Origin of the sequence: Shewanella maritima, assembly GCF_043643735.1 — a bacterium.
GTDB lineage: Bacteria > Pseudomonadota > Gammaproteobacteria > Enterobacterales > Shewanellaceae > Shewanella > Shewanella maritima_A.
Window position 1 is genome coordinate 1 of record NZ_JBHZSM010000015.1, and the last position, 13,237, is coordinate 13,237.

General features: G+C 41.4%; 13 protein-coding genes, 1 rRNA gene and 1 other RNA gene. All 15 read left to right on the forward strand.

The window, feature by feature from the left end:
- A 5S ribosomal RNA gene (gene rrf, locus ACHUGF_RS17965) occupies positions 1-74 on the forward strand; the annotation flags it as partial.
- Between the two features lie 147 nt (positions 75-221).
- Positions 222-583: RNase P RNA component class A (rnpB, locus tag ACHUGF_RS14780), an RNA gene on the forward strand.
- A 411-nt stretch (positions 584-994) separates the two neighbouring features.
- Positions 995-1,858, forward strand: a complete 864-nt coding sequence (locus tag ACHUGF_RS14785) for a universal stress protein (RefSeq protein ID WP_394132355.1) — start codon at positions 995-997, stop codon at positions 1,856-1,858.
- A 73-nt stretch (positions 1,859-1,931) separates the two neighbouring features.
- On the forward strand, positions 1,932-2,429 hold the full coding sequence (locus ACHUGF_RS14790; RefSeq protein ID WP_394132357.1) for a Na+/H+ antiporter subunit E: 498 nt from the start codon (positions 1,932-1,934) through the stop codon (positions 2,427-2,429).
- Positions 2,429-2,725, forward strand: a complete 297-nt coding sequence (locus ACHUGF_RS14795; protein WP_394132359.1) for an MrpF/PhaF family protein — start codon at positions 2,429-2,431, stop codon at positions 2,723-2,725. The genes ACHUGF_RS14790 and ACHUGF_RS14795 overlap by 1 nt, the downstream gene beginning before the upstream one ends.
- Before the next feature lie 2 nt (positions 2,726-2,727).
- On the forward strand, positions 2,728-3,060 hold the full coding sequence (gene mnhG / locus ACHUGF_RS14800; RefSeq protein WP_394132360.1) for a monovalent cation/H(+) antiporter subunit G: 333 nt from the start codon (positions 2,728-2,730) through the stop codon (positions 3,058-3,060).
- Positions 3,060-4,037: a DUF4040 domain-containing protein gene (locus ACHUGF_RS14805; protein WP_394132361.1), complete on the forward strand. Its 978-nt coding sequence runs from the start codon at positions 3,060-3,062 to the stop codon at positions 4,035-4,037. Before mnhG ends, ACHUGF_RS14805 begins: the two co-directional genes overlap by 1 nt.
- Positions 4,034-4,390: a cation:proton antiporter subunit C gene (locus ACHUGF_RS14810; RefSeq protein WP_394132362.1), complete on the forward strand. Its 357-nt coding sequence runs from the start codon at positions 4,034-4,036 to the stop codon at positions 4,388-4,390. Before ACHUGF_RS14805 ends, ACHUGF_RS14810 begins: the two co-directional genes overlap by 4 nt.
- Positions 4,390-5,907, forward strand: a complete 1,518-nt coding sequence (locus tag ACHUGF_RS14815) for a monovalent cation/H+ antiporter subunit D family protein (RefSeq protein WP_394132364.1) — start codon at positions 4,390-4,392, stop codon at positions 5,905-5,907. Before ACHUGF_RS14810 ends, ACHUGF_RS14815 begins: the two co-directional genes overlap by 1 nt.
- Positions 5,904-7,418: a proton-conducting transporter transmembrane domain-containing protein gene (locus ACHUGF_RS14820; protein ID WP_394132365.1), complete on the forward strand. Its 1,515-nt coding sequence runs from the start codon at positions 5,904-5,906 to the stop codon at positions 7,416-7,418. The genes ACHUGF_RS14815 and ACHUGF_RS14820 overlap by 4 nt, the downstream gene beginning before the upstream one ends.
- Positions 7,419-7,673, forward strand: a complete 255-nt coding sequence (locus ACHUGF_RS14825; RefSeq protein ID WP_394132367.1) for a hypothetical protein — start codon at positions 7,419-7,421, stop codon at positions 7,671-7,673.
- Positions 7,663-9,375 carry a Na(+)/H(+) antiporter subunit D gene (locus ACHUGF_RS14830; protein WP_394132369.1) on the forward strand — a complete coding sequence of 571 codons (1,713 nt, stop codon included), beginning with the start codon at positions 7,663-7,665 and terminating at the stop codon, positions 9,373-9,375. Before ACHUGF_RS14825 ends, ACHUGF_RS14830 begins: the two co-directional genes overlap by 11 nt.
- A 349-nt stretch (positions 9,376-9,724) precedes the next feature.
- Entirely contained in the window at positions 9,725-10,414 is a 690-nt protein-coding gene (locus tag ACHUGF_RS14835) for a response regulator transcription factor (RefSeq protein ID WP_394132371.1), read from the forward strand.
- Between the two features lie 17 nt (positions 10,415-10,431).
- On the forward strand, positions 10,432-11,757 hold the full coding sequence (locus ACHUGF_RS14840; protein WP_394132373.1) for a HAMP domain-containing protein: 1,326 nt from the start codon (positions 10,432-10,434) through the stop codon (positions 11,755-11,757).
- Between the two features lie 86 nt (positions 11,758-11,843).
- Positions 11,844-12,989, forward strand: coding sequence for a type 1 glutamine amidotransferase domain-containing protein (locus ACHUGF_RS14845; protein WP_394132375.1), 1,146 nt, complete (start codon positions 11,844-11,846; stop codon positions 12,987-12,989).
- Positions 12,990-13,237 lie beyond the last annotated feature (248 nt).

A 13,237-nucleotide genomic window follows, 5' to 3' on the forward strand; every position in this document is an offset into this window, starting at 1 on the left:
AACTCAGTAGTGAAACGCAGTATCGCCGATGGTAGTGTGGGGTTTCCCCATGTGAGAGTAGGTCATTTCCAGGCGCCCAATTTATGAGAAAGCCCGTTGCTAATGCAACGGGCTTTTTTGTATGTTCAGCATTTGAAAGATTACTCGAACATGGGAAATAAACAGCGCATGTGCAGCATGTTTCGATGGTACGCTATTGTGTGTTGCGTTATAATTCGCGCTGAGTTGGCTAGACAGTTGCTGCGTTCGCAAGAACGGGGAGGAAAGTCCGGGCTTCACAGAGCAGGATACCAGGTAACGCCTGGGCGGTGTAAACCGACGACAAGTGCAGCAGAGAGAAGACCGCCAACCTCGGTTGGTAAGGGTGAAAGGGTGCGGTAAGAGCGCACCGGGCCACTGGTAACAGTTGGTTGCAAGGTAAACTCTATCCGAAGCAAGACCAAATAGGGTCCCAGTGCTTACCTCGGTAAGTTAATGCGCTGCTCGCGTTGGGACCGGGTAGGTCGCTTGAGCCTGTGAGCAATTGCAGGCCTAGATGAATAACTGTCCACGACAGGACCCGGCTTATCGGCCAACTCACCTCATTTCATTAAAAGCCCTCGCAGTAATGCGAGGGCTTTTTGTTTTCCTATTGTCTCGATAAAGCGTCAGGCGAATTACTGCATTCCACTCTTTATCATGAACTGGCTGATTATCCACCTGCAGATAAAATTCAAACCAAAGCCCTCGCTGCAATGTTGGAAATTTTTGTTTTCATATGATGGAACTGGTTTTCTTGTCAATCTTCCCTATACATTTTTATTAGAGATTAAAACTCAATTGATAAAAACATTACCATTTAGTGATATGTCTTTTTTTGAGGGCTTAAACTGACACTAATGAGTTCAGAGTTTGCGATGTACTTCTAGCTTTGAGGTGATTGGTTTATGATTCATCTTGACTATACAAATGTTAATCAATAGATTAGATATTGTCTTTATGTTGAAGGGTAGTTATGGCTAAATCCATCTTAGTAATCACCGATGCACATGATACTGAGCATTGTTCTATAACCAAGGCTCACGATATCGCTGCTCCATTAGGTGATGACATAGATGTGATACGCTTTATCAAATCCAATGAAGCTGCATCGCTAGATGATGCAAGGCTTGAACAAGAATCACAAGCTCTAGAAACCTATGTTCAAGACCTCTTTCAAGATTATCAGCATAAAGGCTCGAACAAAACTCAAGTCGTGGTTTCTGACGATGTCGCCCAATGGGTAATAGATTACTGTCAAGATAAAGACTTTGATTTAGTTGTAAAAGCCGGTCATCGCAGCGAAACCTTATTCCATACCCCGTGCGATTGGGAATTAATTCGTAGCCTTCAAATTCCAGTGCTTATTGCTAATCAGCAACGCTGGAAACAAGAACATGCTGTATTAGCCGCCCTTGACCCAAACGCTAAAGATGAAGAGCACCGTCAGCTAAATACAGAAATATTAGAGTGGACTAAAAAGTGGGCTAATACGTTTAATTGTGAAATCCATTTAGTTTATTGCCTGCCTGTTTCTAATATTTTAAAAGAACTCGATATTATTGATGTTAAAGAATATGCCCGTACTCACCGTAGTGAAGGTGAAAGACAGTTAGCGGAATTGATCAACGGCTATGATCTTCCAAATGTACATATGCACGTGACAGCTGGCTCACCTGCGCGAACGATTCCTCATTGCGCGAATGAGCTTAAAGCAGAGCTAGTGATCATGGGCAGCACTGGCCGACGTGGCTTAAAAGGTGTGTTACTAGGTAATGTCGCTGAAAAAGTGATGCATCATTTAAGAACAGATTCATTAATTGTTGAGTTAGAAAGTTAGTTTTAACGGATTAGTGATCGATATTTACGCCTATAACTATTAAAAATTAACTAAAGTAGGATTCTGTAAGTTAATGATGGATGGAAAGAAAATAAAATATATAGTGACTTGGTCTTTAATACTTTTTGTATTTTGGCTGTGTTTGTCAGGCTTTTTTAAACCTTTGCTGCTCAGTTTTGGTGTGATATCCGTAGCACTTGTAATGGTTATATTACTGCGCATGGATAAAACCGATAATGAAAACCAAAAGCTGGCTTTAAATCTTCATTTCTTCCGTTATGTTTTCTGGCTGTTAGGACAAATTATTCTGTCCAGTGTCGAGGTAACAAAATTGGTTTGGGGGAAACATACCAAGCTATCTCCTGCAATTGGCAAATTACCAGTCAACAATGTGCCTGAAAAAAGTCGCGTACTTTATGCTAATTCCATCACGTTAACTCCCGGCACACTTGCTATCGATATCGACAAAGAACATGTCACTGTTCACGCTTTGGATAAAGAATCCCTAGAGTCTCTAAGTCATGGTGATATGGCACAAAAAGTCAATGAAAGCGCTAGAGGAGACGATTAATGGTGATGTTAGCGGCTACTTCGGTTGCTATTCTTTCTGTAATGGCCTTGGCATTAGCTCGAGCATTACAAGCCGATACTGTTTATGACCGTATTCTCGGCGTTAATATGTTTGGCACTAAAACTGTGTTATTTATTGCGGTAATGGGCTTTCTTAGTGGTCGACCTGACTTTCTCGATATTGCTATTGTATATGCGTTAATTAATTTTATCGGCATGATTGCTGTCTTGCGCTTTTTTGAATATACCGCAGCAGATGACAAGCAACATCAGAACACCACTAAAGAGGAACAGTGATCATGGTAGCTGAAACATTTAGTGCAATCTTACTGGGGTTAGGGGCGTTTTTTAGCCTGACTGGTGCCGTAGGTTTATTCAAGTTTCCTGACTTTTTTACCCGCGTCCATGCAGCTAGTGTCACCGATACTATTGCCACGATATTGATTTTTGGTGGCTTAATCCTTCTTACAGATTTTGATTTAGTCACGATTAAATTGGCATTTATCTTAGTTTTTTTATTGTTAACAGGCCCGACTGCGTCTCATGCCTTGGCTAAATCTGCTAGACATGGTGGCTTGCTGACCTTAGCTGAGAGTGAGAGTAAAGCTGAAGCCAAAGAGGATAACCAATAATGGCAGAGTTTATTGATTTAGTCTTACTTGCTATGCTCGCGATCACTGCATTAAGGGTTATTTTTCTAAAAGATCTATTTGCAGTCGTTATGCTATTTGGTATTTATAGCTTTTTATCGGCGCTGATTTTTGTCAATCTTGATGCGGTTGATGTTGCTTTTACTGAAGCTGCTGTGGGTACCGGCATATCAACGGTACTTATGTTAGGAACATTAGCGTTAACTGGACGCAAAGAAAAAAGTAATAACCAAACCAAATGGTTGCCTTTATTGGTTGTTGTAGTGACAGGGGCTGCGCTAATTTATGGTACGTTAGACATGCCGCCATTTGGCCATGCAGATAACCCCGCTCATCAACATGTTGCTCCGCGTTATATCGAAGAATCACCAAAAGAAATTGGCTTGCCAAATATGGTCACGTCAGTACTGGCAAGTTATCGTGCCTTTGATACGTTAGGTGAAACGGCGGTTGTTTTTGCCGCGGCGATTGGTGTATTTAGCTTGTTAGGTTTGCCAAGAGAAGATAGACAGGCGATTGAGTCAGGCATTAAGTCACATATCGTGCTCAGAGTGGTTGCCAAGCTCGTTATTCCTTTAACAATATTATTTGCCTTATATGTTCAATTCCATGGTGATTATGGTCCCGGTGGTGGTTTCCAAGCGGGGGTAATTGCGGCGGCGGCATTAATTCTCTATGCCTTGGTGTTTGGTTTATTTAAAGCAACCCAAGTTATAAAGCCCAGCTTACTAAAAGCCTTGGCTGCGCTTGGGGTGTTAATTTATGCAGGAACTGGGGTTGCTAGTTTAGCCTTAGGTGGCAACTTCCTTGATTACAATGTGTTAGCTAGCGACCCTGTTGCTGGACAGCATATTGGTATCATTCTTATCGAGCTAGGTGTAGGTATAACAGTCTTTGCCGCTATGCTCAGTATCTTCTATGCATTCGCAGCGCAAGCGGAAAGGAAGAATATTCAATGAGTTTTATTGTCGATTATTACAACTACTGGATAGTTGTGTTTTTAATGATGGCAGGTTTCTACATTGTTATTTCTGCCAACAATTTAGTGAAAAAAATTGTCGGTTTAAATATTTTTCAGACCTCGGTTTTTATGATGTATATCACGATTGGTAAAGTCACTGATGGTAGTGCCCCCATTGTTGCTGATGGTATTACTACCTACTCGAACCCACTTCCACATGTATTAATTCTGACCGCTATTGTTGTTGGTGTTGCCACCACGGCTGTTGGTTTAGCGCTTGTTGTTAGGATTAAACGCGCCTATGGCACTGTAGAGGAAAATGAATTTAGAGATAAGGAAGATATAATCTGATGTTTGCACAACACTTCCCAGTCTTACCGATTGTTCTTCCGTTAATTGCAGCGCCACTTTGTATTTTATTGGTTAGAAGTCAGTTAGCTTGGCTATTCGCCACTGTCATCAGTGCGCTAAGTTTCTTTATCTCGGTTGATTTACTTTTAACTGTTTTGGACCAAGGTGTACTAAGTTACGCCTTAGGTGGTTGGCAGCCGCCATGGGGCATTGAAATACGTATTGACGTAGCCAGCGCATTGATACTTAGTGTTGTCACGGGTATTTCTACACTTGTGTTAGTTTATGCTAAAGAAAGCATTGCTAAAGAAATTGATAGTAGCCTGCACACGTTATTCTATACCGCGCACTTACTGTGTTTAGCAGGCTTATCAGGCATTTTATGTACCGGTGATGCTTTTAACTTATTTGTCTTTTTAGAAATTTCATCGCTATCAACCTACACCTTGGTGAGTTTAGCGTCAGATAAACGCTGTTTGACCGCGGCTTTCCGTTACTTAGTAATGGGCACTATAGGTGCGACCTTCATACTGATTGGTGTTGGTATGATGTATATGAAAACTGGCACCTTAAACATGCTCGATTTAGCGGCTCTTATAGCTGAGTTTGATAGTAGTCGTACTTTAAATACTGGCCTTGCTTTTATTTTGGTCGGCGTCAGTATTAAATTGGCATTGTTTCCATTACATATGTGGTTACCGCCAGCGTATACCCATGCGCCATCTGCGGTTAGTGCATTTTTGGCCAGTACGGCGACTAAAGTTGCGGTTTATGTGATGGTGCGTTTCATCTTTACTATCTATGGCGCTGAGTATGTGTTCTATGCGATGAGTATGGACATTATTTTGCTGGTGCTGGCGATTGTAGCTATTTTCAAATGCTCATTTATGGCGACGGTACAAAGCAACGTCAAAACGGTATTAGCCTACAGTAGTGTTGCGCAACTTGGTTATATGATCCTCGGTATTAGCTTAGTTAGTAGTCTAGGCTTAATGGCTGGCTTACTGCATATTTTTAACCACGCGTTAATGAAAGGCGCATTGTTTATGGCGGTGGGTGCAGTTTTATATAGAACTGGTTCAGTTGATATAAAAGCGTTTCAAGGACTTGGTAAGCAAATGCCGTGGACAATGGCGGCATTTAGCATTGCTGGCTTAAGCCTGATTGGTGTACCACTAACGGCAGGCTTTGTCAGTAAATGGTATTTAGTGACTGCAGCGCTTGAACAACAAGACTGGGTAATTGCTTTCCTTGTTTTACTTGGTTCTTTATTTGCTGTTATTTACATTGGTCGAATCCTTGAAGCTGCCTATCTTAAAAAGCCAGCAGAGCATGTTGATGGTAATACAATTAAAGAAGCGCCAATGCTGATGCTGATCCCTATGTGGGTACTGGTATTAGCGAATATCTATTTTGGTATCGACACATCGCTAAGTGTGGGTGCTGCTGAAGCCGCCTCGCAGTGGTTAACTGAAGGTAATAGCGCAGCCTCTTTAAATATGGGGACTGTAAAATGAATATTTGGTCAGCGCTAGAGCCTGCGCAATTGATTAACCTTGCTATTGTTGTGCCGTTGATCGGTGCCGCACTCGTTGTGCTGTTAGGTAAGTATCCAAATTTAAGAGAAACCGCTTCTATCACAACAGCAGTTATTCTATTTACTGTCGTATTAGCAATCACCGATAACACGTTTAACCAAGTCAATATGGCAACGACTTGGGTAACGGTTATGCCTGGCTTAGATATTGGCTTCTTGGTAGAGCCTTTGGGTGTGGTGTTTGCACTAGTCGCCAGTTTCTTATGGATCATCACGACCATATACGCCATTGGTTATATGCGTGGTCATAATGAACAGAATCAAACACGCTTTTTCTGTTTTTTTGCTGTCGCTATCAGTACCGTTATGGCGATTTGTTTCGCTGATAACTTACTCACCCTATTTATTTTCTATGAATTACTCACGCTGTCTACGTATCCGTTAGTGACTCATGCAGGTAATGAGGATGCCAAGCGTGGTGGTCGTGTTTATCTGGGCATTTTACTGGGGACGTCAATTGCCTTCTTATTGTTTGCCATATTAGGCACTTGGTCAGTTGCTGGCACGCTAGACTTTGCTCCTGGTGGTATTTTCGGTGATGTTCAATCAGATGGCATTGTCGCATTGTTACTGGTGTTGTTCTGCTATGGTGTTGGTAAAGCGGCGTTAATGCCTTTTCACAGTTGGCTGCCAGCAGCGATGGTAGCACCAACACCAGTCAGTGCTTTACTTCATGCGGTTGCGGTAGTAAAAGCCGGTGTGTTCAGTATTCTGAAAATTATGATTTATGTCATAGGCATTGATAACTTAAGCCAGATAGCCACCACTGATTTAATGTTGTATATCGGCGCGGCTACGGTTTTATTGTCGTCATGTGTTGCCATGACTAAAGATAATTTAAAAGCGCGGTTAGCTTATTCAACGGTGAGTCAATTGAGCTATATTGTTGTCGGTGCATTGCTTGCGTCGTCAATTGCTACAGCAGGTGCCACTTTGCATATCGTTACGCATGCGGTTGGTAAAATTACGTTATTCTTCTGTGCTGGTGCGATTATGGTGGCAGCGCATAAGAAAAATATCAGTGAAATGGTTGGCTTAGGCCGTCAAATGCCGCTGACGATGATTGCTTTTACCATCGGTGCGTTAAGTATTATTGGTTTGCCACCGATGGCGGGTGCCTGGAGTAAATGGTATTTAGTGATGGGGGCGTTAGAAACTGACAAATTAATAATTGTTGCTGTGTTAACCATTAGCTCGTTGTTAAATGTCGCGTATTTATTGCCGATTCCGATCAAAGCGTTCTTTAACCCTGCAGGGCAAAATCAGCAACCTTGGTCTTGGTCTGAAACGAAAGAAGCGCCATTGCCAATCTTAATAGCCATGGGCATTACCTGCGCCTTGTGTTTAGCATTATTCTTTTATTCACAACCATTTATTGATTTGATCAACATGATACCGGATGTGTCTACTGTTGTCGGAGGGAAGTCTTAAATGAGCGATCCGCAAACCAAACCGGACTTTTTCGATAAACCAGAGAATATTCAAAAAATATTAAAAGTTTTTTACGTTATCTGCGTGCTGTTAGTCTTAGCCGATTTTATTGTGCATCGGCATATTTATCATAATTGGGAAAATGTTCCTGGTTTTTACGCCATATACGGCTTTGTGGGCTGTGTCATTTTAGTCCTTATCGCCAAAGGAATGCGTAAAGTGTTAATGAAGGAGGAAGACTACTATGATAAGTAGCCTACCGTTTTTACCTTTATTAATTGGCTCAATTGCTGCGCTTTTCTTACGTGGTCATTTACGTAGTGCGGTGATGTTATTGGCACCCATTTGGGGCGCAGTTCAATTAGCTGGATTAGAGCCTGGCATTTACTGGACTATGGAGTTTATGGGTTATCAACTCGAGCCTGTTCGTGTTGATAAACTCAGTATTATGTTTGGCTATCTGTTTCATTTAGCCGCATTTATTGGTGTCGTTTACGCGCTTCATTTAAAAGATACCGTGCAGCATGTTGCCGCTCTCAGCTACGCCGCTAGTGCGGTTGGTGCAGTCTTTGCCGGTGATTTCTTAACGCTATTTGTCTTTTGGGAATTATTAGCTCTCACCTCAGTATTTCTCGTTTGGGCAAGACGCACCGAGCGGGCTTATGGTGCAGGTATGCGTTATATCATTATTAAAGTGCTTTCTGGTGTGCTATTGCTCTCTGGTGCAATTATCTTTATTAATCAAACTGGTAGCGCAAGGTTTTCGGATATTGGCTTAGAGCATGAAGGCGTGTTAAATCTAGGCGCTTGGTTAATATTCTTAGCTTTTGGTATTAAGTGTGCGTTCCCATTTGCTCATACTTGGTTAACCGATGCTTATCCAGAAGCAACCCCGACAGGTACGATTTTCTTAGCTTCGTTCACGACAAAAGTTGCTGTTTATGCGCTAGCTCGAGGCTTTGCAGGAACTGAATTGCTTGTGTGGATCGGCGTCACTATGGCTTGTTTCCCAATCTTCTATGCGGTAATTGAAAATGATTTACGACGCGTATTAGCTTACAGCATGATCAACCAAGTTGGCTTTATGGTTGTGGGTGTTGGTATTGGTACATCATTAGCACTCAATGGTGCCGTTGCTCATGCCTTTAACGATGTTATTTTTAAAGGCTTATTAATGATGACGATGGGGGCTGTGCTGCATATGACAGGGCGGATTAATGGCTCAGAGTTAGGTGGCTTATATAAATCCATGCCCAAGACCGCCATTTTATGTATCGTTGGTGCAGCATCCATTTCCGCATTCCCGCTATTTAGTGGCTTTGTTTCGAAATCTATGATTATGAGCGCGGCTATTGCCGAAGGTTATGATTATGTTTGGTTAGCACTATTATTTGCAGCGGCAGGTGTATTCCACCATGCCGGTATCAAAATTCCTTATTTTGCTTTCTTCGCCCATGACTCAGGGATTCGTACAACTGAGCCGCCGAAAAATATGTTAGCCGCGATGTTTATTGCAGCATCACTTTGCTTGATTATAGGGACTTTCCCGCAACATACTGTTTATGCACTGTTGCCATGGGAAGTAGACTACGACCCGTATGATATCACCCATGTTTTGACGCAATTACAGCTATTATTCTTCTCGGCATTAGCGTTTGTTTGGTTAAACTTGAAGAAAATGTATCCACCAGAGTTGCCTTCAACGAATCTCGATGCCGACTGGCTATATCGTAAATTGGCGCCGGGTTTCATGTTACCCATTTATTATTCGGCAATATCCGTCGTTGGCAAAATCGAGCAGTTAGCCAAAAACGGGATTAGACAGCTGATCAATCGCTCTTATGATGAAGATAAGGCGCAACCCAAAGGTTACTTTGCTCAGTTATGGCCAACTGAAAAAATGGTGTTTTGGGTAGCACTCTTATTGGTAGGCATTCTATTGACGTATTACATATAAGTCTCTAGGCACTATCGCTTTTAGTTAGGGTAATGTCAGTGTAGTTAACAAACTGTCCAACGAGTGTCAGTGTAAGAACCGCTTAGCTTATTAATCAGTTAAGCGGTTTTCTATTTCTAATATTTATTCACCACTTCTTTCACCACGCTTATGCTAGAAGACTTGACCCGTCGTGGCGTTATTCCGCACTATAATGTTAATGAATTTGATTTTAGTTCGTTGAGCCACGTTAACGTGCACGAACCCTATAAAATTGCATTAGAAAATCAAAGCGACAAGTCACTGCATTTAATCGGCTTGCTGTTAAACAAAAGGTATCAACAGACTGTTAGCCAATAGGTAGTCATAAATGGATCAGCAACATAGTTCAATATTGGTAGTGGAAGACACGCATGATATAGCGGTTCAACTTTGTGATTTCCTAGAGAGTAAAGGATTCCTTGTTGATTATGCAGAAACTGGCGAGCTGGCAATTACGCTTGCAAGCTCAAACAATTATGATGTGATTATTCTTGATTTAATGTTACCTGATATGGACGGTATTCAGGTTTGTGAAGCTATTAAGCAGTCATGTGATACCGTGCCTCCGGTGCTAATGCTTACCGCACGTGACAGCATTGAACATAAAGTCGAAGGCTTTGGTGTTGGTGCGGATGATTATCTAACCAAGCCATTCGTTTTGGAAGAAGTGTATTTGAGATGTGTAGCATTAACTCGGCGTCACCGTTTGCACCAATCTAAGGTGCTTGAAGTGGGTGATTTGAAAATTAATGTCAGTACCAATGAAATTTCACGTGCAGATGAAGTCATCAAGTTGTCAGGTAAAGACTTTCAGATCTTAACTTTGCTCGCAGAAGCATTTCCTAATGCTATAAGCAAACGTCAAATTGTTGCAAAGATCTGGGGAGAAGATTCACCAGAAACCGATGCAGTTAGAAGTCATATGTACACATTACGAAATGCCGTAGATAAACCGTTTGCTTATGCAATGATTAAGACGGTTCACGGAATTGGTTTCCGATTAGTTGTCCAAGACTAAAAAAATATTGAGATAACATGAACAAAACCAAAACACATATTTCTTCAGCTATCACTAAACTGGTATTTGGGTTGACACTGACGTTAACTGTGCTTTATAGCCTGTTTGTTTTGGGGTATTCGTGGCTTGTTGAAGATAATATCTTTAACCGCTTGGTTGCACAGCAAGTGAGTTTCATTGAACAGGAGTATCGCGATAGCGGCAAAATTGATTTGGCACAAAATCGAATGTATCAGCTTTACAAAGGTTGGGATGGGGTGCCACAAGAGATCAGGAAAACCTATCAACAAGAGCCTAATCGTGTTGAATTCACCTTGTCTAACGGAAAAACCTTTCATTTAGCCCAATTTTACCTCGGCAATGACGAATACGTTCTTTTAGCTGATGTTGCAGGTTTTGAAGTTAGTCGTGATTATCTCAACGCTGTGGTCACTTGGTTAGGGCTTTTTGGTTTGTTTGCGTGTTCTATTATTGCCTTACTCGCTTGGAAAATGGGGCGTAATATTTCCAAGCCTATTGAGCAACTAGCTGAATCTGTGCAAAAAGCGGATTCGGGGGATTTAACTTCACTAAAAGAATTAGCCAACAAGATGCCGAATAACGAAGTGGGAACCTTGGCTCAAGTTATTGATAAAAGCTTTACTGAATTAAACGAAGCGCTTTCTAGGGAAGTTCACTTTACCAAAGACATTAGCCACGAAATTAGAACGCCAATCAGTGTGTTGCAAAATGCGCTAAGCCAAGAGCTAGCTAATGGTGAAAAAACTGATGCTAGTAGTGCTGTAGAGCAGCATAAGAACTCGCCAATTTCATTTAGTGAACAGTCAGTAAGGCAAATGAAAAATGCCACCGAAACCCTCTCGCAAACAACGCATATTTTACTTGCACTGGCTAGAAATGAGTCCTCGCTCACTGAAAGTCTGTCTTTAAATCAGCTTATTGAAAGTTGTGTATTAAATCACTTCGGGCTCAACCATACTGTAAGGGGTCAACAACTCGAACTCTACATCAATATGCCGAGCACTGATGTCATCATATCTGCAAATAGAAATCTGCTAGAGATTTTGATCAACAACCTATTATCGAATGTCGTTGCTCATGCTAGTGGCTCGCATGTTGAGGTCTTGCTGTATCAAGGTAGTTTACGATTTACCAATGCATTTGAACAACCTCTGCCAGAAAACTTTGAAACTAGTGGGATTAAAGGTAAGGGCAGCAAGGGTATTGGTCAGGGGCTTAGCTTGATTGAACGAGTTTGTGAAGCATGCCAATGGCAGATGTTGGTCAATACACATAGCGAACAAGGGTTATTTTCGGTAGAGATCGTGTTCACTGAAAAATAATTCATCTCTTCACAAAAACACGACACACTCACACATAACATATGTCTCAAACCTAATGAACAAGGTAGCCAAATATAAGGAGACATATGATGAAAAAACTATTAACCCTCTTATTGTTATGTGCGTTTGCATTATCAAACGTTACAAACGCATCGACTGAAACATCAAATAAAGAAAAGCAAAACGCCAGTGAAACGAAAAAAGTTGCCATGCTTATTTCAGGCCACGGCAAAGTTGACCCAGCACTATCTTACGATTTAGAAGAGCTAGTTCAGAGTTACTTAGTATTTCATCAAAATGGCGTAGAGATAGATATCGTTAGCCCCGAAGGCGGCGCTGTTTTGGTTAAAAAGAATAAAGATGATTTAGCATACATCAAACAGTTCAAGCTGCAGACGAGAGGGCTGAAGCAACTCGCTAATACATTGTCTGCAGAACAAGCGAGCCAAAACACTTATGATGCGGTTTTTGTCGTGGGGGGAGATGGCGCTGTATTTGATTTGCCATTTGAAAAGCACACTCAAAATTGGTTAACGTCATTTGCTAAGGCTGACATGCCAATTGCTGCTGTGTGTCACGGTCCTGCTGCGTTATTAGATATTATGCTAGATGATGGAAGTTATTATGTTGCAGGTAAACGGGTAAATAGTTTTACGTCTGTAGAAGACTACGCATTTAAAAAAGAAAATGTCGAAAAGTACCCCGTAATTGTGCAGACGGAATTGGAAAAGCGTGGTGCCAATTTTGTTGCAAACAGCCCAATGCTTCCATTTGTTACACGTGATGGAAACTTGATTACAGCACAAAATCCAATGTCAGTGGCTAAAGCCGCCGAAGCACTACTTATTCAACTTGGTATAACGCCTGTGGCGCGTGAGTTATTTAAAGATGAAGCAACCATGGAGTTGATATCAAACGCACGTTACATGGGCATGTCATACATTGACCTAGCCATGGCCCAAAACCCTGAACAATACAATATGATGTACTTAGCTTTGTACGGTATCTATGCTTATAAGCTTGCTGAGTCTGAGGAAGAGAAAGCACTGGAGTTGCGCTTGATGGAGAAGATTGGAGAGCATTTTAAACATCCGCAGTACTCGATGCAGCTGATTAGCACTTATCTGGATATAGGCAATAAAGACAGAGCAGAGTTTCACTACCAAGCTGCGAAAAAACAGTTTGCTGAATTTAAATTACCCGAAGCCTTAGAAGCAAAATATAACGGGTAACTGCGTAGGCTCAATCTATGCCAAGTAACATGACATTGGTTATATTGTAAATTTTTGAGCTAACTTGTTTTAGGTTTGAGTTTACTTACGGGCTAACTCACCTCTATTAAGTAAAGGCCTTACAGCAATGTGAGGTCTTTTGTTTTTCTATATGCATTAACTGTCTCTACATTTTAGTGTTTAAATTCACTGTTTATCGAACAGTATTGAATCGTCTAGAGAGAATTATTAAGCTTTATTATGCGTTA

Bases quoted from the DNA above. Each gene is read 5' to 3' on its own strand.
- ACHUGF_RS14845 (WP_394132375.1), top strand. From the start codon at position 11,844: ATGATGAAAAAACTATTAACCCTCTTATTGTTATGTGCGTTTGCATTA.
- ACHUGF_RS14815 (WP_394132364.1), top strand. From the start codon at position 4,390: ATGTTTGCACAACACTTCCCAGTCTTACCGATTGTTCTTCCGTTAATT.
- mnhG (WP_394132360.1), top strand. From the start codon at position 2,728: ATGGTAGCTGAAACATTTAGTGCAATCTTACTGGGGTTAGGGGCGTTT.
- ACHUGF_RS14840 (WP_394132373.1), top strand. From the start codon at position 10,432: ATGAACAAAACCAAAACACATATTTCTTCAGCTATCACTAAACTGGTA.
- ACHUGF_RS14785 (WP_394132355.1), top strand. From the start codon at position 995: ATGGCTAAATCCATCTTAGTAATCACCGATGCACATGATACTGAGCAT.
- ACHUGF_RS14820 (WP_394132365.1), top strand. From the start codon at position 5,904: ATGAATATTTGGTCAGCGCTAGAGCCTGCGCAATTGATTAACCTTGCT.
- ACHUGF_RS14795 (WP_394132359.1), top strand. From the start codon at position 2,429: ATGGTGATGTTAGCGGCTACTTCGGTTGCTATTCTTTCTGTAATGGCC.
- ACHUGF_RS14805 (WP_394132361.1), top strand. From the start codon at position 3,060: ATGGCAGAGTTTATTGATTTAGTCTTACTTGCTATGCTCGCGATCACT.
- ACHUGF_RS14810 (WP_394132362.1), top strand. From the start codon at position 4,034: ATGAGTTTTATTGTCGATTATTACAACTACTGGATAGTTGTGTTTTTA.
- ACHUGF_RS14790 (WP_394132357.1), top strand. From the start codon at position 1,932: ATGATGGATGGAAAGAAAATAAAATATATAGTGACTTGGTCTTTAATA.
- ACHUGF_RS14835 (WP_394132371.1), top strand. From the start codon at position 9,725: ATGGATCAGCAACATAGTTCAATATTGGTAGTGGAAGACACGCATGAT.
- ACHUGF_RS14830 (WP_394132369.1), top strand. From the start codon at position 7,663: ATGATAAGTAGCCTACCGTTTTTACCTTTATTAATTGGCTCAATTGCT.
- ACHUGF_RS14825 (WP_394132367.1), top strand. From the start codon at position 7,419: ATGAGCGATCCGCAAACCAAACCGGACTTTTTCGATAAACCAGAGAAT.